The sequence below is a fragment of the Xanthomonas sp. BRIP62418 genome, assembly GCF_003993495.1.
Lineage (GTDB): Bacteria > Pseudomonadota > Gammaproteobacteria > Xanthomonadales > Xanthomonadaceae > Xanthomonas > Xanthomonas euroxanthea.
Genome location: NZ_QEZG01000028.1, coordinates 61,881 through 82,452, shown reverse-complemented (window position 1 = coordinate 82,452; position 20,572 = coordinate 61,881). Strand labels below are relative to the sequence as shown.

Below are 20,572 nucleotides of genomic sequence, written 5' to 3'. Positions count from 1 at the left end.
CCATGCACGGGCGTCGTCACCCCAAGAACCCGCACGCGGAGGCCGAGCAGTTCCGCCGGCGTGCGGTGCTGGGCTTTGTGATGGTGGTGATCTGCCTGGTCGGCCTGGGCGGCTGGTACTTCAAGCTGCAGGTGCTCGACCACGAGGTCTACGCCACCCGCTCGGAAGCCAACCGCATCAAGCCCAAGCCGGTGGTGCCGGGGCGCGGCATGATCTACGACCGCACCGGCCGGCTGCTGGCCGAGAACGTGCCGGCCTTCCGCCTGGACGTGACCCCGGACAAGGTCACCGACATGAACGCCATGCTGGCCGCGTTGGGCAAGGTGATCCCGATCGCGCCGGAGGACCTGGAACGTTTCAATCGCGAGCGCCGCGCGCGCCGCAGCTTCCTGCCGGTCACGCTCAAGCTGCGCATGAGCGATGAGGAAATGGCGCGCTTTGCGGTGGAGCGCTGGCGCTTTCCCGGCGTGGAGCTGGAGCCGTACCTGACCCGGCGTTACCCGTACGGGCCGTTGTTCGCGCACATCATCGGCTACGTCGGCCGCATCGACGAGAAGGACCTGGCGGTGCTGGGCGAGGGCAATGCCGCGCTCACCCACATGGGCAAGTCCGGGCTGGAGCGCTACTACGAGCAGGATCTGCGCGGCCAGGTCGGTTACGAGCAGGTCGAAACCAATGTGCAGGGGCGGGCGATCCGCACCGTCGGCCGGGTCGCGCCGCAGTCGGGCGCGGACCTGCGGCTGTCGGTGGATGCCGACCTGCAGCGCGCGATGGTGGCCGCGTTCGGCGAGCACGAAGGCGCGGCGATCGCGATGGACCCGCGCACCGGCGAGATCCTGGGCATGGTCAGCCTGCCCAGCTACGACCCCAACCTGTTCGTCAACGGCATCTCGCACACCGACTTCAAGATGCTCAACGACAACCCGTCGCGGCCGCAGTTCAACCGGCTGGTGCTGGGCGGGGTGGCGCCGGGCTCCACGCTCAAGCCGCTGATCGCGCTGGCCGGGCTGGACAGCGGCCTGCGCCGGCCGGAAGACCGGGTGCTGTCCACCGGCATGTTCTACCTGCCCGGGGTCAGCCGCGGCTGGGGCGACTCGCACCGCGGCGGCCATGGCTGGACCGATCTACGCAAGTCGATCGCCCAGTCGGTCAATACCTACTACTACCGCCTGGCGGTGGACATGGGCATCGATCGGTTCGACCACTACATGGGCGAGTACGGTTTCGGTCAACCGACCGGGGTGGACCTGCTCGGCGAGATCGGCGGCATCCTGCCGTCGCCGGCCTACAAGTACAAGACCCGCAAGGAACGCTGGTACCCCGGTGATACCGTCAACATCGCCATCGGCCAGGGTGACTGGAAGGTCACGCCGCTGCAGCTGGCGCGCGGGGTGTCGGCGATCGCCAGCGGGCTGCTGCTGCGCCCGCACCTGGTGCTGGAGGAGCGCACCGGCTTCGACCACCCCTGGCAGCCGATGATCCAGCCGCCGGGCAAGCCGATCAGCCCGAGCGCGGCGCACCTGCAGGTGGTGCGCGAGGGCATGATGGACACCATGCGTCCGGGCGGCACCGGCTATGCGATCACCCCCGGCGCGCCGTACCAGATGGCCGGCAAGACCGGCACCGCGCAGGTGGTCAGCCGCAAGGGCGTGGCCGCGGTGGATCCGCGCAGCCTGCCGCTGCATCTGCGTCACCGTGGCCTGTTCGTCGGCTTCGCCCCGGCCGACAACCCGGTCATCGCGGTGGCGGTGGCGGTGGAGGGCGGCGGGTTCGGCACCAGTTCGGCCGCGCCGATCGCACGCAAGATCTTCGACGCCTGGCTGCTCGGCAAGCTGCCCGCCGGCCTGGAGCCGCTGGACAGCGAGCTGGGCATGACCGCGGTGGGCGTCAACCAGTTCGAAGCCGGCGCCACCGATGCGCGCCAGGCCGGCGATGCGGCGGCAGCCACGCTGGCCGAGCTGCCGGTGGTGATCGGCCAGACCGCGGTGGCCCTGGACCCCAATACGCCGGCGCAGCCGGTGGTGCCGGATGTGCCCGATGCGGTCCAGGAGACCGACCATTGAGTGACATCCTGCGCTGGCTGGTGGACATGGTGGCGCGCTTCACGCGCAGCCTGGACTGGGTGCTGTGCCTGGCGCTGGGGGCGCTGATGGTGATCGGTCTGTCGGTGCTCAAGAGCGCCGGCGGCGCCGCCAACGGCGATCACCTGGTGATGGCGCAAGCCGTGCGCTTTGTCATCGGCCTGGCCGCGATGTGGGGCATTTCGCGCATGTCGGTGCTGCGCCTGCGCGCCTGGACGCCATGGGTGTACGGCCTGTCGATGCTGCCGTTGCTGGCGGTATTCGCGCTAGGCACCGGCAAATACGGCCGCCAGTGGCTGGATCTGAAACTGTTCTACCTGCAGCCGGCCGAGTTGCTCAAGATCAGCCTGCCGATGATGGCGGCCTGGTATCTGCACCGCATGCCGTTGCCGCCGCGCATCTCCACCGTGCTGGTGACCGGCGTGATCATCGGCGTGCCGACGGCCCTGATCATGCTGCAGCCGGACTTCGGCACCGGCGTGCTGATCGCCGCCAGCGGCGTGTTCGTGCTGCTGCTGGCCGGCCTGCCGTGGTGGTGGGTGGCAGTGGGCGTGGGTGGCGTCTCGGCGGCCGCGCCGGTGGCCTGGTTCTGGCTGCTGCGGCCGTACCAGAAGGACCGCATCATGATGTTCCTCAATCCGGAAAACGATGCGCTGGGCGCCGGCTGGAACATCATCCAGTCCAAGATCGCGATCGGTTCCGGCGGCTTCGACGGCAAGGGCTGGGGGCTGGGGTCGCAGTCGCACCTGAACTTCATCCCCGAACAGACCACCGACTTTGCGTTCTCGGTCCTCAGTGAAGAATTCGGCTGGATCGGCGTGGCGACCGTGCTCAGCCTGTACCTGATCGTGATCGCGCGCTGCCTGTGGATCGCCTCGCAGGCGCGCGACACCTATTCGCGCCTGGTCGCCGGTGCCACCGGGCTGGCCTTCTTCGTCTACGTGCTGGTCAACGGCGGCATGATTTCCGGCCTGCTGCCGGTGGTGGGCGTGCCGATGCCGCTGATGAGTTACGGCGGCACCTCGGCGGTGTCGCTGCTGGCCGGCCTGGGCCTGGTGATGGCGGTCAAGACGCACCGTCCGGTGCATGGGTACTGAGCCGGCGCGTGCTGCAGCCCAGAGTGGCAGGCGTACCCGCCTCGCCAGAACGAATCGAGGCTGACCAGGTGCACCACGCCGTGTGCGACAGGCGCATGACACGCAGCTGACGCTGCGCAAGGCGCGTGCGGTTGTGCGCGCTGCGTTGCAATGACGACATGCCGGCGCAGGGCCGCTTCGCGCATGCGGCATCGGGTTCGCTCGCCTTCTGTGCATGAGGGCATTGCTCCGTAGAGTCCGATGCGCCGCTGTCTGCCCGCGGTTGCGTCGCGTTGCAGTTGCAGGCGCGCACCATTCCTCTTTCCGGTGACCTCTTCCATGAAATTGCTAAGCGCCGCCCTCGGCGGTGTCTGTCTGACGTTCGCTGCACACGCCGGCGCCATCTCCCTTGCCAGCGGCGATGCGCGCGCCGTGTCCGAGCCGGCGATTCCTGCCACCTGCCAGGCGGTGAGCGCCAGCCACACGCCGAGCGGGCGCCTGTTCGATGCCGCGCTGGAAAGCGCGCCGCCTGATACCAAGACCATCCAGGCCGCGTTGACGGCCTGCACCGGCAAGAACGGCAGCGTGCTGCTCAAGGCCGGCACCGGCGACGCGTTTCTCAGCGGCCCGCTGACGATTCCCACCGGCGTCACCCTGGTCGTCGATCAGGGCGTGACCCTGTACGGCTCGCGCAATCCGGCCGATTACGGCAGCGGTTGCGGCGTTGCGGGCGCCAAGAGCGGTGGCTGCCTGCCGCTGATCGGCATCAAGGGCGCCAGGTCCGGCGTGATGGGCGTACGCACCGGCGGGCGGCAGGGCACGATCGATGGGCGTGGCGACCTGCCCATGCTCGGCAGGACCACCACCTGGTGGCAATTCGGCGAAAACGCCAAGACTGCCGGCCAGGTGCAGAACAGCCCGGACCTGATCAAGGTGCAGAACTCCACCACGTTCACCCTTTACCACGTCAATCTGATCAACGCGGCGTACTTTCATTTCTTCGCGCACATCGTCGATGGCCTGACCATCTGGGGCGTGCGGGTGAAATCGCCGGCGACCAGCCCCAACACCGACGGCCTGGACCTGGACAGCGTGGTCAACGCCAGCCTGGTCGACAACGATGTGATGGGCGGCGACGACTGCGTGGCGATCAAGACCATTGCGTCCAGGTCCGGCAACATCAGCGTGCGCGACAACCGCTGCTACGGCACCCACGGCATCTCGATCGGCAGCGAGGTGATGTCCGGGGTCAACAACGTGCTGGTCGACAACAACGCCATCACGGCCAGCGACGATGCCGGCAATCGCAGCACCGACAACACCGGGCTGCGCATCAAGACCAGCCTGGCCAAGGGCGGCCCGGTCAGCCTGGTGACCTATCGCAATACCTGCCTGTACGGGGTGACCAGCCCGCTGGTAATCAACCCGTTCTATGCGACCGGCGGCAGCGGCACCAAGCCCAGCTTCAGCGACATCGTCGTCAACGGCCTGCGCACCACCGGCGATGCCGGCCTCAAGGGCAAGGGCTGGATCCTGAAAGGTTTCGATGCGCAGACGCCGCTGGACCTGACACTGGCCAACGTGGCCACCGGCAATACCGCGGTCACCGCCAGCGACGCGCGGATCGGGCTCAGCAACAGCGCGCTCACCCCGACCGGCAGCAATGTCACCACGCCCACCGTGCAACTCGGCGGCAGCGTGCCCACCTGCTCGACCGCACCGCGCTTCCCGGCCCTGTAATCAACCAGGCGCGGCCACCCGGCCGCGCCTGACGGCTGAAGTGCCAGCGAGGGGACCCAAGGCGGCCGATCAGGCCGCCAGGTGGAGAAACCAAAGCAGGCCGCCTGGCACGGCGCCGAACCCGACGCCTGGCCAGCCCCAGCCTGCCGTGACAGCAAATCCGGGGCCGCACACGCGCAGCACCCCTTATCTCCATTCCTAATTCCCCATTCCCCATTCCGCGCGGCACCGGCCAATCCCGAATCCCGAATCCCGAATCCCCGCCACTCAAAGCTCTTTCCTTTCATGGCCTTATTGCCAGAAGTTCATCTGTTCTCTGTTACCCTCGGCCGATGATTCGACGCACTTTGACCTGCCTGCTCACTCTCGGCCTTGTCGCCTGCGCGACCCAGCCCAGCCCTCCGACCCCGCCGCCGGCCGCCAGCGCGCCCCCGGCCAAGCCGCCGAGCACCCCGGTCGCGCCCGTCAGTGCGGCTGCCGAAGCGCCCGCGCTGCCGCCGGTGGACCTGACCCCGGTGCCGTTCGAGATCGCCCGTGCCAACTTCGTGCGCGACACCGCCGCCAAGTACGGCATCGACGCCGCACAGATCGAAGCGGTGCTGGCGCAGGCGCAGTTCAAGGACGCCATCGTCACCGCGATGTCGCGCCCGGCCGAGCGGGTCAAGCCGTGGAACGAATACCGCCCGATGTTCATCACCCAGGCGCGCATCGATGGCGGCCGCAAGTTCCTGGCCGAGCATCGTACAGAGCTGAGCAAGGTCGAAGCCGCCACCGGCGTGCCGGCGCAGGTGATCGTGGCCATCATCGGGGTAGAAACCAGTTACGGCAGCAATGCCGGCAAGTACCGCGTGCTGGACGCGCTGTACACGCTGGCCTTCCGCTACCCGCGTAGCGGCGACCCGGCCAAGCTCGAACGCGAAGTGCGTCGGGAGCTGTTCTTCCGCGATGAACTCGGCCAGCTGTTCGCGCTCGGCAAGGAAGAGCAGCTCGATGTCACCACGCTGATCGGCAGCTATGCAGGCGCGATGGGCATGGGCCAGTTCATGCCGTCCAGCTACCGCCAGTTCGCCGTCGATGGCGATGCCGACGGCAAGCGCAACCTGTTCACCGACCACAACGACGTGTTCGCCTCGGTGGCCAACTACTTCGTCAAGAAGGGCGGCTGGGTGCGCGGTGGTCAGGTCGCGGTGCCGGCCACGCTGGCCGCAGGCCACGAGGAATTCAATCCCACCGACTGGTCGCCGGTGCACACGCTGGCCGATCTGTCCGCGCGCGGCTACCACCCCGATGCGCCGGTGGTGGCCGGCACTACCGCCACGCCGATCACTCTGGACGATGCCAACGGCAAGCAGTACTGGCTGGGCTTCCAGAATTTCTACGCGATCACCCGTTACAACATTTCCAAGATGTACGCGATGGCCGTGTTCCAGCTGTCCGAGGCCATCGCCGGCAAGGAGTTACCCCCGGCATGAACAGCACGACAGGCCCCAAGTGGCTGATCCCGATGGCGCTGATGCTCGGCCTGGCGGCCTGTAGCAGTGCACCGAAGAAGAGCGCCGGCACCGGCGGAAGCGGCGCCATCAAGGGCGTCAAGGTCGACGGCAAGGGGCCGGCGTATGTCGCCACCGGTTGCCCCTCGACCTCGCCGTACGCGGCCGCCAAGGAAGACCCGTCCACGCGCGGCGACTACACCGCCGGCGGCTTGTACAAGCCCGGCGTCAAGGACACCACGCCGGACCATGTGCCCAACGTGGCCTGCATCCCCGAACCGCTGGTCACCAACGAGCCGCGCTCGGCGGTGGGCAACCGCTCGCCGTATGAGGTGCTGGGCAAGCGCTACGTGGTGATGGACAGCCCCGGCGACTATGTCGAACGCGGAACCGCCTCGTATTACGGCAGCAAGTTCCACGGCCGGCTGACCTCCAACAAGGAGGTCTACGACATGTACGCCTTCACCGCCGCGCACAAGACCTTGCCGCTGCCCAGCTTTGCGTTGGTGACCAATACCGACACCGGCGATTCGGTGGTGGTGCGCGTCAACGACCGCGGCCCGTTCCACGACGGGCGCGTGATCGATCTGAGCTACGCCGCCGCGGTCAAGCTGGGCATCACCGGCAAGGGCACCGGCAACGTCGAGGTGCGTGGCCTGACCGAAGCCGACAACGGCAATCTGCTGGCCAAGCGCCGCAGCGGCAGCGCACCGGTCAGCACCGCGGTGGCCGCCGCACGGCCGGCCGCCAGCGCCAGCCAGATCGATGGCCTGGTGCAGCGTCTGCCTACCCGCACAGTGCCGTCCGCCGCTCCGCGCGCAGGGGCCGCCAGCGCCGCCGCTCCGGTCGCCGCCGCAGTGGCAAGCAGTGCCGGGACTGCTGCGGTTCCCGCGGGCGAGCGTTGGCGCTACCGCGTGGCCGACTCGCGCCAGCCCGGCAATGCCGACAATTTCGATGCCTGGATGAAGTCGCAGGGCGTGCGCGTGGCCACCGGCAAGCCGGCTGCCGCCGCGCCGCGGCCTGCCTCGGCTGTCCCGGTAGCGGTCGCGCCAGCCGCCCCGGTCGCGGTGGCGGCGATCAAGCCTGCCGACAGCGCGCCAGCACGTCCGCTCAGGAGCGAACCGGTACCGGTCAAGGCGCCGAGCGTGGCCGAGGCGGCATTGGGCGACATCCTGCTGCAGGTGGCCAGTTTCGCCAGCCGCGAAAACGCCAACCGCGCGCTGTCGCAGCTCGCCTCGGCCGGCATTGCCGGCGCCAGCGTCAGCGACATCGTCAGCGGCGGCCGTACCTTGTGGCGGTTGCGCGTCAACGCGCGCGACCACGCCAATGCCTCGGAGATCGCGCAGCGTATCGCCGGGCTGGGCTTCGGGCGTCCGCAGATCGTTGCCAACTAGCTACGATCGATCCTGCAGCCAGGGCGTCGGCGGGTAGGCCGCCGCCCGCTCTCGAAAGGTATCGTCGGGCAGCCGCGATCACGACGCGCCCCCATGCAGCTTGCTCGATCGCCCAGTGCGTCAGCCACGTTCGGCACGCCACCTGCCGCCATCGCTGAACTGCGCAGGCGCGCGCGGCCGCTGGCGCGTCGCCCTGATCGCCGCGGCGCCTTACAATTTCGCATTACCCAGCCTTCGGGCCCGTCAGGAGTCGTTCTTCAATGAAATTCCGCTTCGCCGCCGCTGCGGTGGCCACGTTCGCCTTTGGCCTGGTCTGCGCCCAGACGCCTGCGCCGCAGCCGACGCCTGCCGTTGCCGCTGCGCCGGCCGCCGTCCCGGTTCCGCCCGCACCCGCCCCGGCCGTGTCCAAGTCGTGGATCCTGATGGATTACGCCACCGGGCAGGTGCTGGCCGGTGAAAACATCCACCAGCAGCTGGCGCCGGCCAGCATCACCAAGGTGATGACATCCTACGTGGTCGCTGCCGAAATCAAGAACGGCAAGGTCAAGCGCGACGACCAGGTCATGATGAGCGAGCGCGCCTGGCGCGAGGGCGGCGCCGGCACCGACGGCAGCTACAGCGGTTTCCCGGTCAACCAGACCGCGCGTCTGGAAGACATGGAAAAGGGCATGGCGATCCAGTCCGGCAACGATGCCGCGATCGCATTGGCCGAGCATGTGGCCGGCAGCGAAGAGGCCTTCGCCTCGCTGATGAACAGCTACGCCGCCAAGATCGGCATGAAGGACTCCTACTTCGTCAACGCGCACGGCCTCAGCGCCGAAGGCCACCATTCCACCGCCTACGACCTGGCCATGCTGGGCCGCGCGATGGTGCGCGACTACCCGGAGACCTACGCCTACAACAAGATCAAGGAATTCCAGGTCGGCAGCATCAAGCAGAACAACCGCAACCTGCTGTTGTGGCGCGACCCGGCGGTGGACGGCATCAAGACCGGCCACACCTCCGAGGCCGGCTACTGCCTGCTGAGCTCGGCCAAGCGCGGCGACCAGCGCCTGGTGGCGGTGGTGATGGGCGATTCGTCCGAGCGCCAGCGTGCCGACGACAGCCTGGCCCTGCTCAACTGGGGCTTCCGCTTCTTCGAAACCCACAGCCTGTACGCGCCCGGCAAGGTCGTGACCAAGCAGAAGGTCTGGAAGGGCGAGCAGGACGAAGTGCAGCTCGGCGTGGCCCAGCCGCTGCTGGTCAGCCTGCAACGCGGCCGCTACAACGATCTCAAGCCCAGCATGGAAGTGGCCAAGAACCTGCAGGCCCCGATCAAGCAGGGCCAGCAGATCGGCACCGTCAAGGTCAGCCTGGACGGCAAGATCATCGCCCAGGCCCCGCTGGTCGCCATCAATGCCGTGGAAGAAGGCGGATTCTTCAAGCGCCTCTGGGATGCGTTCTGGATGTGGTGGGAATCGGAGTGATCCAAAGAAAAAGCCGGCGAAAGCCGGCTTTTTTCTTTGCGGGGATTGGGGATTGGGCACTCGGGATTGGCAGGAGCGAGAGCAGAAGCAAAGCACCATCAGCCCGCTCTTGCGACTCCCCAATCCCGACTCCCCAATCCCAGCCCTCAAAGCATCCGACTGATCGTGAAACTGCCATACACCGGCGTTTCGCGCTGGGTGTCGAATTCGCGGGTGCGGTGGTAGCGGGCGATGGCGAACTTCCAGCGGCCGTACATCACCGCCAGGCCGTAGCCGACATCGCCCACGAACGCGCGCTTGTCCACGCTGTGGCTGTTGCGGAAGGTGTTGCCGTCCAGGGTGATGTCGCGCAACACCCAGCGCGCATCGGTGGTCACGAACAGATGGCCCGACCAGCCGCTGGCGCGCCCGAGCCGGCTGGGGGCGGTGTTCTCGCCGGCCGGGCGGGTCGGGGTGCTGCCGAAGTCGTCCGGCAGTTTCCAGCCAAAGCGTGCCTCGCCACCGGCATTCAGATGCGTGGCCATGTTGCCGACCGAGCCGCCCCAATGCGAAATGAAGTCCCAGCCGAAGCCGTCCGCATTGACCGCCGCATCGCCCGGCCAACGGCGCATGCGCTCGTGGACCAGGTTGATCAGCGGCTCGTTGTGCAGCTGGTTGTCCCAGCCCTGAAACTTCTCGTCGCCCAGGATGTCGTGAATGGCGTCCTGCGCTTCCTGCGCAAATGCCCATGGGCCGACCACGCCGATCTGCAGCTGGGTGGTGCGCAGCTGCGCATCGTTGCGCGCGTTGTAGCCGAAGCTCGCCAGCAGGATGCCCGCATACGGGCGATCGTCGGGGATCACATCGCGGCGGGTCGGATCGGTGGGAGTGAAAATCGCCTGCCCGATCGAGAACACCATGTTCTGCTGCTCGAACTCGCCCGGATGCAGGCGCTCCAGGTAGCCGTTGACCCAGCGCGCGGTGCGCGGCAGGCAGGGGTCGTCGGTGTAGTCGACCAGGTTGGGCGAGACCAGCGTCAGTACCGCACCATTGGAGTAGCCCTGATCCTGGTCCTCCCCACCGAACAGGTCATTGTCGACCCGGAAGTTCACCGCCGGCGGGGTCCGGCTCATCCTGCTGGAGTCGCACTGGTCGGCGGCCAGGGCCGGCATCGACAGCCCGGAAAGAGAAAGCAGCAGGGCAGCGGTCAACGCGCGCGGTCGAAGCATGGAGGGCCTGGGAAGGTAAGAAGGACGATGTGGGGCAAAGGTGCCTGCGGCCACGGCTGCGCCGCGTGAATGTGCAGGAGGGATCATGCCCGAGCCGCCTGGATGCAGCGGCGGAGTCTGGAACACCAGTCCGTTCCATTTGCGGTATGACGGCCATGAAAAGCTCGCGCGAATAGCATATGATCCGCCCCCGGGGAAACCAGCCCCAAGGAACGGCGGCCTTCTCAGGCCGTTTCATCACAACGGATCGCGTTTGCCGACGGCAGCGCAGGTGTCAGGGGAAGAATATGAGCAAGACGATTTCTGTGAGCGCAGCGCTGTTGTCCGGCGTGGTGGGCATTGCACTGGCCAGCGTCAGCGCGCCGGCCCTGGCCGGACTGAAGGATGCCTTCAAGGGCTCCGCACAGGATCAGCGCAAGGATGCCGTCGCGCAGATCCCGGTGTGTGCCAAGCCGCTGGGCAGCCTGTCGGTGATCGAGCCGGAGGACGCAGTCAACTGGTGGTCCGGTCAGCAATTGCCGGCGCCATCCAAGTTGATCAAGGTCTTCGTCAACCGTTCGCGCTGCTTCACCCTGGTGGACCGTGGCGCGGGCATGGCGGCATCGCAGCGCGAGCGCGATATGGCGGCAAACGGCGATCTGCGCGCACGTTCCAACGTGGGCAAGGGCCAGATCCGCGCAGCCGATTATGTGATGACGCCGGACCTCATTTCGCAGAACCACAATGCCGGCGGCAGTGCCATTGCCGGCATGCTGGGCGGCCTGGTGGGTGGCAATGCCGGCAACCTGGTCGGTGGCCTGAACCTCAACAAGAAGACCGCTGACGTGGTGCTGACCATCACCGATGTGCGCTCCTCCGAACAGGTCGCCATGGCCGAAGGCAACGCGAAGAAGACCGACCTGGGCTGGGGCGCGCGTGGCAACGTCTTCACCGGCGGCGACTACGGCGCGGCCGGTGCCGGCGGTTATGCCAACACCGAGATCGGCCAGGTGATCACCCTGGCCTATCTGCAGGCTTACACCGACGTCGTCACCCAGCTCGGCGGTCTGTCCGGCAACGCGGCTGCATCCAATGTGCAGCAGGCTGTGACCGTGACCCGTGCGGGGCGTCTGTTGGGCAATGCCAAGGGCACTGGCGCGGCCGTGCGCACGTTGGAGCCGGGCATGATGCTGTACCCGACCGGCACCAAGGAAGGCGTCATGTGGGAAGTCGAAGACGAAATGGGCAATCGTGGCTGGGTCTCGTCGGCCATGCTGGAACTGTCCAAATAAGCAATAGCGCCATCCATGCCGGGCGTGACGCGTTTGGCGTGAAACGACGGGGCCCCGATGGCCCCGTTGTTCTTTCCCATGTACTGCGGGCTTGGGTTTGTCCGCCATCGTCCCGATAATGGGCTGATGGAAATCAGCACCGACAACCCCGATCACGGCTTCCAGTTTCCCGGCACCTTCGAGCTCAGCGCCATGGGCGCGGCCGAGCGCGGGCTGGAAAGCGAACTTCCGCGCCTGCTCGCCGCCACCGGCGTGGAGCTGCTGGAGGAAAGCATCAGCTGGAAGCATTCGTCCAGCGGCAAGTATGTCTCTGTCAAGATCGGCTTCCGCGCCGAAAGCCGCGCGCAGTTCGACGCTGCGCACCAGGCGCTGCGCGACCATCCGGAAGTGAAGTGGACGCTGTAGCGGTGCAGGCGCTGGCGGGCCCGGTCCCCGTCCTGCCGGCGCAGTGGCGCGATCTCGGTCGACAGGAGTATGCGCCGGTGTGGCGCGCGATGCAGCGGTTCACCGATGCGCGTGATGACGCCACGGCCGACGAGGTGTGGGTGGTCGAACATGCGCCGGTGTTTACGCTGGGCCAGGCCGGCAAGCCCGAGCACGTGCTGGCGCCGGGCGAGATTCCGGTGCTGCAGGTCGATCGTGGTGGCCAGGTGACCTACCACGGCCCGGGCCAGCTGGTGGTCTATCCGCTGCTGGATCTGCGCCGGCTCAGGATCGGCGTACGCGATTACGTGTGCAAGATCGAGCAGGCGCTGATCGACACGCTGGAAGAGTGGAACATCGTCGCCGAGCGCCGCGACGGCGCGCCGGGCGTGTACGTGGGCGGGGCCAAGATCGCCGCGCTCGGCATCCGGGTGCGGCGCGGCTGCACCTTCCACGGCCTGTCGTTCAACGTGGCGATGGACCTGGAGCCGTTCCACCGCATCAATCCCTGCGGCTACCAGGGCCTGCAGGTGACCTCGGTGCTAGACTTGGGCGGCCCCTCCGGGATGGACGCCGTCAAGGCGGTGCTGCTCGATCAGCTGGCGCGCCAGTTCGGTCTCGTCCTGCAGCCCGCGTCCGCGTTGCCCGACCTTTCGCTTCCGGCCTGAGCGCCCGTTATTGCCATGACCCAGCCTATTGCCCGTTCCATTCCCTTGCAGGTCGTCTCCGGCGACTCCGCCGCACCTGCGCCGTTGCAGACCGGCGTCAAGCAGATCGGTGGCGACAAGATCAATCGCTCGCCGGTGCAGTTCGTCGATGCACCGGTGCTGCGCAAGCCGTCGTGGATCCGCGTGCGGATTCCGTCCGGCAATGCAGTGCAGAACCTCAAGGCCAAGCTGCGCGAAAACCGCCTGGTCACGGTCTGCGAGGAAGCCAGCTGCCCGAACATCCACGAGTGCTTCAGCCACGGCACCGCGACCTTCATGATCCTGGGCGAGGTGTGCACGCGGCGCTGCTCGTTCTGCGATGTAGCGCACGGTCGGCCCAAGCCGCCGGATGCGAACGAGCCGGCCAGCCTGGCCACCACCGTGGCCGACATGGGCCTGAAGTACGTGGTGGTGACCAGCGTGGACCGCGACGACCTGCGCGACGGCGGTGCCCAGCATTTCGTCGACTGCATTGCGGCCATCCGGGTCAGTTCACCCAGGACCCGCATCGAGATCCTGACCCCGGACTTCCGCGGCAAGGGCCGCATGGACCGCGCGCTGGAGATCCTGGCGCTCAGCCCGCCGGACGTGTTCAACCACAACATCGAAACCGTGCCGGACCTGTATCCGAACGTGCGCCCCGGTGCCGATTACCAGTGGTCGCTGACCCTGCTGCAGCGCTTCAAGGCGCAGCATCCGTCCATCGCCACCAAGTCCGGCATCATGCTCGGCCTGGGCGAGACGATGGAACAGGTGCAGGCCACCTTGCGCGACCTGCGCGCGCACGATGTGGACATGATCACCATCGGCCAGTACCTGCAGCCGACGCCGCACCACCATCCGGTGATGCGCTACTGGACGCCGGAGGAATACAAGGCGCTGGAGGAGTACGGCAATGCGCTGGGCTTCAGCCACGTCGCCTCCGGACCGATGGTGCGCTCGTCGTACCACGCCGACCGGCAGGCGGCCGGCGCCGGCGTGGCTGCCTAAGGCAGGCGATCGCCCCCGTGCTCAGGCGGCTGCGGTCGCCAGCCCGGGCGGATGTACCGTCTGGCACCGCAGCTGCGTGCTGGCCGGGCGCATCCCACGTGGCAGCTGCGTGCGAGCGGTTGCAACGATTTCGATGCCGAGCGACCCACGAGACCCCGCCTCTTGCGGGGTCTTGTCGTATCCGGCCTTTGCATTCTGGCCTGCAGGGTACGGTCGCGTTCACAATCCGCTACAGGCCCGGCGCTAGGCTGATTCAGCCAGCGGATGACAACGCCAGCAACTTTCGGCACTGTCATGCTGTCCGATCCGTTCACCGCCTTTCTTTCGTCGGCCCTGTGCCGAGAGCCATTCGATGACCTACAACGTTTCTGCGTCCATGAAGGCCGGCCTGCTGGCGCTGGTGTTGACCACCCCGATGGCATTGCTCGCACGCGCCGATACGGCGTTGCCGGCCGCAGCCACGCCCGACCAGGCCACTGCGACCAAGCTGGTCTATGGCCTGCTCTCCGATAGCCGTTACGCCTACCGTCCGCGCACGCTGGACGAGGCGATGACCAAGGACGTGTTCAAGCGTTATCTGGAAACCCTGGACGGCAGCAAACAGTTCTTCACCCAGACCGACATCACCGGCTTCGCGCCGCTGGAAGCGGGCGTGGGCGATGCGCTGCGCGGCGGCAAGCTGGATCCGGCGTTCCAGGTGTTTTCGGTCTACAAGAAGCGTGTGGATCAGCGCGTCAAGTACGCACGCGACCTGCTCAAGCAGGACTTCGATTTCACCGGCAGCGACAAGTTCGAGTACGACCGCAAGGACGTGCCGTGGGCCGCCGACGACAAGCAGCTGGACGTGCTGTGGCGCCAGTCGGTGATGAACGACTGGCTGCGCCTGAAGCTGGCCGGCAAGAAGCCTGATGACATCCGCAAGACGCTGGACAAGCGCTATGCCGCGCTGGCCGATTCGGTCAACGAGTTGAAGGCCGAGGACGTGTTCCAGTTCTTCCTCAACGCCTACACCAATGCGGTCGATCCGCACACCGACTACTTCACCCCGCGCACGGCCGAAAACTTCAATCAGCAGATGTCGCTGTCGCTGGAAGGCATCGGTGCGCAGCTGCAGAAGCAGGACGACATGGTGGTGATCCGCGAGGTGATCCCGGGTGGTCCGGCGGCGGTGGATGGCACGCTCAAGCCGGGCGATCGCATCGTCGGCGTGGGCCAGGCCAAGAACGGCGCGATCGAGGATGTGATCGGCTGGCGCATCGACGATGTGGTGGCCAAGATCCGCGGCAGCAAGGACACCCAGGTGCGCCTGGAGTACATCCCGGCCGAGTCGGGCATCGACGGCAAGCACCGCACGGTGACGCTGACCCGGCAGAAGGTGCGCCTGGCCGAACAGGCCGCCAAGGGCGAGACCATCACCCTGCCGGCCAAGGGCAGCGAGCCGGAGCGTCGCATCGGTATCATCAAGTTGCCGGGCTTCTACCAGGATTTCGAAGGCCGCCGCCGCAACGCGACCGACTATGCCTCGGCAACGCGCGACGTCGCCAAGCTGCTGGCCGGCTTCAAGACCGACAAGGTCGACGGCGTGGTGCTGGACCTGCGCAACAACGGCGGCGGTTCGCTGGACGAAGCGATCGAGCTCACCGGCCTGTTCATCGAGCAGGGTCCGGTGGTGCAGGTGCGCGAATCCGGCGGCCGCGTCACCGTCAATGGCGACAGCAATCCCAAGGTCGCCTGGGATGGTCCGCTGGGCGTGTTGATCAATCGCGGCTCGGCGTCGGCGTCGGAGATCTTTGCCGGCGCCATCCAGGATTATGGTCGCGGTCTGGTGATTGGTGAAACCAGCTTCGGCAAGGGCACGGTGCAGAACATCGTCGACCTGGACCGCTGGCCGGCTGCGGAAGGCCAGCGCTATGGGCAGGTCAAGCTGACGATCGCGCAGTTCTTCCGCGTCAGTGGCTCCAGTACCCAGCACAAGGGCGTGGTGCCGGACATCGCATTCCCGGCCAGCGTGGATGCCACCGAGTTCGGCGAGAGCACCTACGACAATGCGCTGCCGTGGACGCGCATTGCCGCCGCGCCGCATACCCAGTACGGCAACTTCGCGCCGCTGCTGCCCAAGTTGCAGGTCCTGCACACTGCGCGTATCGCCACCGACAAGGAGTTCCAGTGGTGGGAAGAGGACGTCAAGCAGTTCCGCGATGAGAAGGCCAAGAAGTACATCTCGTTGAACGAGGCAGAGCGCGTTGCCGAGCGTCAGAAGCAGGATCAGCAGCGCAAGGACCGCCAGCAGTTGCGCAAGCAGCTGGGCCTGCCGCTGGATCCGCTTGCCGAAGACAGCGACGACGGCCTGACCGGCAACGAGCGCGATATCGTCAAGGACACCGCACGCGAAAAGGCCGCGGAAAAGCGCCCGGACCCGTTGCTGCACGAATCGGCCGCCATCCTGGCCGATGCGCTGGGCCTGCTGTCGCAGGACCAGCCGTTGTCGGCGCAGGTGCTGCCGCAGTCGACCGCACCGGGACGCTGGGCCGACTGATCTGCCGAGCACCCGGCGACTCCATCGGGTTGAAGGAATAAAAAGCGCCACCGCACTGCGGTGGCGTTTTTGTTGGCCGACCCTGCATATCGGTCTTACCAGCGCGAGCGGGTGTGATTGCGGATCGACCAGCCGGCTGCCGTACCGGTATGCCTTGCAGTGTTCAGTGCGTCCGATGTGACCTTACGCCATTGCCTGCCAGATGCCTTGCAGGCCCAGCACCAGCAGCGTGGCGAAAAAGAAGCGCCGGAACGTCTCGGCGGAAATGCGATGGCGTACCCAGGCACCCAGCCACATGCCGGTGGCGGTGGGCAGCAGCGCCCACAGCGATGGAGCGATCGCCGCACCCGGTAGCGCGCCGTGCCAGGCCAGGGCGATGGCCAGCGCCAGCGTCGCAACGCCGAAACACCAGCCCAGGGACCGGATCAACGACTCGCGCGGGAGCTGCAATGCGGTGAGGTAAGGCAGTGATGGCAGCACGAACACGCCGGTGGCGCCACTCAACAGGCCGGTGACCAGCCCGGCCACTGGCCCGGCCCAGGGTTCGTGACGCGCCTGCAGCGTCCACTGGCGGCGGGCCAGCCCAAGCAGGGCATACAGCGCCAGCAGCACGCCCAACCCGGCGCGGACCAGGCTGGGATCGGCGCCTGTCATCACTCCTGCGCTCAGCCAGGTGCCGAGCGTCACGGTTGCCAGCAATGGCCACAGGCGTCGCAACACGGCGAGCGTGTCTGGTCCCCAGGCTTGCTGCACATTCGTCACCAGCGAAGGCAGCGCCAGTAACGTCGCTGCCTCGGCAGGTGTCAGCCATAGACCCAGCAGCCCCATTGCCACGGTCGGCAAGCCCATCCCGGCCACGCCCTTGACCCAGCCAGCCAGCAAGAAAATACCTGCGATCAGATACCAATGGGTGTGCAAGGTCTCCATGCAGGCAAGGATCCGGGCTTGTTCCGCCGCGGACAATGCGGGATTGTTTGATGCAGGCTTCGGTACAGCCGAAGGCTGAGGCACGGGACGCGGAGCATGGAAGGATCCATGGCCAGCTAGGTGGCTGTTGGCCGGCCTGCCTTGGCGGCGGCCGGTGCACATCGATTGACGTACACGTGCCTGTGGAGCGCTCATGCATCTGGAATTTGTCGATCTACGCTTGTTCATCGCGGTGGTCGAGGCAGGCAGCATCACTGCCGGCGCGCAACGGGCGGCGTTGTCGTTGGCGGCTGCCAGCGCGCGGATTCGTGCGCTGGAGCTGCAAGTGGGCGCCGTCCTGCTGGAACGCGGGCGCCGCGGTGTCGGCCTGACCCCGGCCGGCGGTGTGTTGCTGCGGCACGCACGGCAGTTGCAGCGGCAGACCGAGGCGTTGCAGCTGGAGCTGGGCGGCTACGGTGGCGGCGGGCAGGTGACGCTGCGGCTGGCGGCCAATACCGCGGCGCTGTCGGCATGGCTGCCCGAACGGCTGGCGGATTTTCTCATCGCACACCCGCAGCTGGATCTGGCGTTGACCGAGCAGGGCAGCGACGAAGCCGCCGATGCGGTGCGCGAGGAACGCGCCGACATCGCCGTGGTCGCAAGCCATGCCGATGTCAGTGGCCTGCAGGTGCTGCCGTTCCGTGAGGATCGGCTGGTGCTGGTGATGGCTGCCACGCATCCACTGGCTGGCGCCTCGACGCTGCGATTGAACGAACTCGCCGGAATGGACACGCTGGGCCTGGCCGGCGACAGCGCCTTGCAACGGCACCTGCGCGTACACGTGAGCCGCGCCGGCGTGCAGTTGCGCACCCGTGCAAAGGTGCAAGGCATCGATGCGTTGTGCCGCATGCTCGCACAAGGCATGGGCGTGGCGATTCTTCCGCACGCCGCAGTGCAACGCTCATGCGTGCGCGATCGGCTGGTCACCGTGCCCCTGGATGAAGCATGGGCACCTCGGCAACTGTCGATCGTGCTGCGTCACGGGCCCGCGCCATCGACCATGCTGCAAGCGCTGGTCGATTGGCTGCAACGCGATTGACCTATGTGCCGTCAGACGGGCCGGCATCGTGACAGCGTCACCTCGCCGGCACGATCAATGCGGCCAGGCGAATTCGGCCAGCACCGGGTAGTGGTCGGAGGGCAACACACCGCCTGGGCGGGTATCCAGCGTGGAAAAGCGTGTTGGTGTCAGGCCACGGAACAGGATCCAGTCGATGCGTCGGGTCGGTTGCGTGGTGAAGTCCTGGAAGGTTTTTTCCGGGCCTTGCGGCGTCGAGACGCGGGCACGTGCATCGGCAAGCGTGGCGGTGAGGATGCGGTAGGTGCCTTGGTCGGGATCGCTGTTGAAGTCACCGGTCAGCACCACCGGAATGTCGGCCGGCAGCGACGCGATGCGCGACAGGATGACGCGCGCGCTGTGCTCGCGGGCGGCCTCGTCCTGGTCGCGGTGGGCGAAGTGCGTGTTGAGCAGATAGAAGCGGCGCTTGTCGCTGCGGCGCTCGAACAGGGCCCAGGTCACCATGCGTGGCAGGTCGGTATTCCAGCTGCGGCTGCCGGGCACCTGTGGCGTTTCCGATAGCCAGAAGTCGCCCGATTCCACCACCGACAACGTGCGGCTGTCGTAGAACACACCCATGTGTTCGCCGTTGCCGTCGGCGTCGCGGCCCTTGCCGAACCAGCGGTAATCAGGCAGCTGTGCAGCCAGATACTGCGCCTGCTCCTGCACCAGTTCCTGCATTCCGAAGACGTCCGGGTGCGCTTGTTCGATCGATGCCACCATCGCCGTGCGGCGCACGGCCCAGCGCTTGTCACCGTCGCTGTCCACCGGCACGCGCACGTTGAACGACATCACCCGCAAGGGTGCAGGCGCGGGTGCGGCCAATGCAGGCAGGGCGATGCACAGCAGCGCGAGTGCGGCGAGCAAGGAATATGAGATAGCGCGAAAGGACAAGCGTGGCATGCAGGCGGATTCCTCAAGGACCAACCGGCGAGTCTAATCGGCCTGCATGACCGAAATGTCATTGCGACACCGCGCCGGCTTGACGTTATCGCGCATCGGCGTAGCATTTGCACCAAGCCAGCGGATAGACCGCTGGCTGCCTAGCCAACCGTGAGGGATTCTCATGGCATCGCAGTACGACTATCTCGTGTTCATCGGGCGTTTCGAGCCCTTTCATAACGGCCACGCCGCCGTCGCCCGCCATGCGCTGGGCAAGGCGAACAAGCTCATCGTGTTGATCGGCTCCGCCGACACCCCCCGCACCATTCGCAATCCGTGGACCGTCGCCGAACGCGCGGTGATGATCGAGTCCGCGTTGCCGGGCGAGAGCCCGCGGCTGATCCTGCGCCCGTTGCGCGACCATCTGTACAACGAAAGCCTGTGGATTGCCGAGGTGCAGCGGCAGGTTGCCGAGGCCGTGCAGGCCGATGGCGGCACGCTCGATGCACGCATCGGCCTGATCGGCATGGACAAGGACGCCAGCAGCTATTACCTGCGCGAGTTTCCGCAGTGGCCGCTGGAAGACGTGCAACATACCGCCACGCTGTCGGCCACCGAATTGCGCCGCTACCTGTTCGAGGCCGGCGAGATCGGCTTCCACGGTGGGCTGCTGATGCTGCGTGGCAATGTGCCGGCGCCGGTGTACGACATGCTGGAAGCGTTCCGGCGCAATTCGCCGAGCTATGCACAGCTGGTGGCCGAATACCGCTTCATCGAGCAGTATCGCGCCGCGTGGAAGGACGCCCCGTATCCGCCGACCTTCGTCACCACCGATGCGGTAGTGGTGCATTCGGGCCACGTGCTGCTGGTGCGTCGACGTGCCGAGCCGGGCAAGGGCCTGTGGGCATTGCCGGGCGGTTTCGTCGGCCAGGACGAAGGCCTGCTGGACGGCTGCCTGCGCGAGCTGCGCGAGGAAACCCGGCTGAAAGTGCCGGTGCCGGTGCTCAAGGGGTCGTTGCGTGGGCGCCAGGTGTTCGATCACCCCGAGCGCAGCTTGCGCGGGCGCACCATCACCCATGCCTTCCACTTCGAGTTTCCGGCCGGCGAGTTGCCTGCGGTGCGCGGGGGCGACGATGCCGACAAGGCGCGCTGGATTCCGCTTGCGGAAGTGATGGCGATGGGGCCGCGCCTGTACGAAGATCACCTGCATATCCTCGAATTCTTTCTGGGTCGCGGCTAAGAGCGACAACGGGTGCGTGCCGTCGTCCACCAAAGGCATCCGCGC

General features: G+C 66.9%; 16 protein-coding genes. 13 read left to right on the top strand and 3 right to left on the bottom strand.

Annotated elements, in window-relative coordinates:
- Nucleotides 1-2 precede the first annotated feature (2 nt).
- The 6 genes from mrdA to EO174_RS05310 all read left to right on the top strand — a co-directional run bounded on the left by mrdA (nt 3) and on the right by EO174_RS05310 (nt 9,247).
- Nucleotides 3-2,063: a penicillin-binding protein 2 gene (gene mrdA / locus EO174_RS05335; RefSeq protein ID WP_115676004.1), complete on the top strand. Its 2,061-nt coding sequence runs from the start codon at nt 3-5 to the stop codon at nt 2,061-2,063.
- Nucleotides 2,060-3,178, top strand: coding sequence for a rod shape-determining protein RodA (gene rodA / locus EO174_RS05330; protein ID WP_104583771.1), 1,119 nt, complete (start codon nt 2,060-2,062; stop codon nt 3,176-3,178). Before mrdA ends, rodA begins: the two co-directional genes overlap by 4 nt.
- Nucleotides 3,179-3,496: 318 nt before the next feature.
- Nucleotides 3,497-4,897 (top strand): glycosyl hydrolase family 28 protein, encoded by a 1,401-nt coding sequence (locus EO174_RS05325; protein WP_126942854.1) that lies wholly within the window; start codon nt 3,497-3,499, stop codon nt 4,895-4,897.
- Nucleotides 4,898-5,229: 332 nt separating this feature from the next.
- Nucleotides 5,230-6,369, top strand: coding sequence for a lytic murein transglycosylase B (gene mltB, locus EO174_RS05320; protein WP_126942851.1), 1,140 nt, complete (start codon nt 5,230-5,232; stop codon nt 6,367-6,369).
- The gene (locus EO174_RS05315) at nt 6,366-7,781 is read left to right on the top strand and encodes a septal ring lytic transglycosylase RlpA family protein (protein WP_126942848.1); all 1,416 of its coding nucleotides are present in this window, start codon (nt 6,366-6,368) and stop codon (nt 7,779-7,781) included. Before mltB ends, EO174_RS05315 begins: the two co-directional genes overlap by 4 nt.
- Nucleotides 7,782-8,041: 260 nt before the next feature.
- Nucleotides 8,042-9,247 (top strand): D-alanyl-D-alanine carboxypeptidase family protein, encoded by a 1,206-nt coding sequence (locus tag EO174_RS05310; protein WP_104583775.1) that lies wholly within the window; start codon nt 8,042-8,044, stop codon nt 9,245-9,247.
- Between the two features lie 146 nt (nt 9,248-9,393).
- Here the strand turns inward: EO174_RS05310 and EO174_RS05305 are convergent, their stop codons facing one another.
- Nucleotides 9,394-10,455 (bottom strand): lipid A deacylase LpxR family protein, encoded by a 1,062-nt coding sequence (locus EO174_RS05305; protein ID WP_104583776.1) that lies wholly within the window; start codon nt 10,453-10,455, stop codon nt 9,394-9,396.
- Between the two features lie 287 nt (nt 10,456-10,742).
- Here EO174_RS05305 and EO174_RS05300 point away from each other — a divergent pair, with 287 nt between their 5' ends.
- From EO174_RS05300 to EO174_RS05280, 5 genes are all read left to right on the top strand, one after another.
- Nucleotides 10,743-11,726 (top strand): CsgG/HfaB family protein, encoded by a 984-nt coding sequence (locus EO174_RS05300; protein WP_104583777.1) that lies wholly within the window; start codon nt 10,743-10,745, stop codon nt 11,724-11,726.
- 126 nt (nt 11,727-11,852) lie between these two features.
- Nucleotides 11,853-12,131, top strand: coding sequence for a YbeD family protein (locus EO174_RS05295; RefSeq protein WP_104583778.1), 279 nt, complete (start codon nt 11,853-11,855; stop codon nt 12,129-12,131).
- Entirely contained in the window at nt 12,119-12,817 is a 699-nt protein-coding gene (gene lipB / locus EO174_RS05290; RefSeq protein ID WP_126942845.1) for a lipoyl(octanoyl) transferase LipB, read from the top strand. Before EO174_RS05295 ends, lipB begins: the two co-directional genes overlap by 13 nt.
- A 15-nt stretch (nt 12,818-12,832) precedes the next feature.
- Nucleotides 12,833-13,846: a lipoyl synthase gene (lipA, locus tag EO174_RS05285; RefSeq protein WP_119129570.1), complete on the top strand. Its 1,014-nt coding sequence runs from the start codon at nt 12,833-12,835 to the stop codon at nt 13,844-13,846.
- A gap of 376 nt (nt 13,847-14,222) precedes the next feature.
- The gene (locus EO174_RS05280) at nt 14,223-16,382 is read left to right on the top strand and encodes a carboxy terminal-processing peptidase (protein WP_206515044.1); all 2,160 of its coding nucleotides are present in this window, start codon (nt 14,223-14,225) and stop codon (nt 16,380-16,382) included.
- Nucleotides 16,383-16,565: 183 nt separating this feature from the next.
- Here EO174_RS05280 and EO174_RS05275 read toward each other — a convergent pair whose 3' ends face one another.
- The gene (locus EO174_RS05275) at nt 16,566-17,309 is read right to left on the bottom strand and encodes a sulfite exporter TauE/SafE family protein (protein ID WP_126942839.1); all 744 of its coding nucleotides are present in this window, start codon (nt 17,307-17,309) and stop codon (nt 16,566-16,568) included.
- 193 nt (nt 17,310-17,502) lie between these two features.
- On the opposite strand from EO174_RS05275, the gene EO174_RS05270 reads away from it, so the two are divergent.
- Entirely contained in the window at nt 17,503-18,387 is an 885-nt protein-coding gene (locus EO174_RS05270) for a LysR substrate-binding domain-containing protein (RefSeq protein WP_126942836.1), read from the top strand.
- Nucleotides 18,388-18,441: 54 nt separating this feature from the next.
- On the opposite strand, the gene EO174_RS05265 is transcribed toward EO174_RS05270, so the two are convergent.
- Nucleotides 18,442-19,308: an endonuclease/exonuclease/phosphatase family protein gene (locus tag EO174_RS05265; RefSeq protein WP_126942833.1), complete on the bottom strand. Its 867-nt coding sequence runs from the start codon at nt 19,306-19,308 to the stop codon at nt 18,442-18,444.
- A gap of 163 nt (nt 19,309-19,471) precedes the next feature.
- Here EO174_RS05265 and EO174_RS05260 point away from each other — a divergent pair, with 163 nt between their 5' ends.
- A complete protein-coding gene (locus tag EO174_RS05260; RefSeq protein ID WP_104649212.1) occupies nt 19,472-20,527 on the top strand; it encodes a bifunctional nicotinamide-nucleotide adenylyltransferase/Nudix hydroxylase in 1,056 nt (351 codons plus the stop codon).
- Nucleotides 20,528-20,572: the final 45 nt, after the last annotated feature.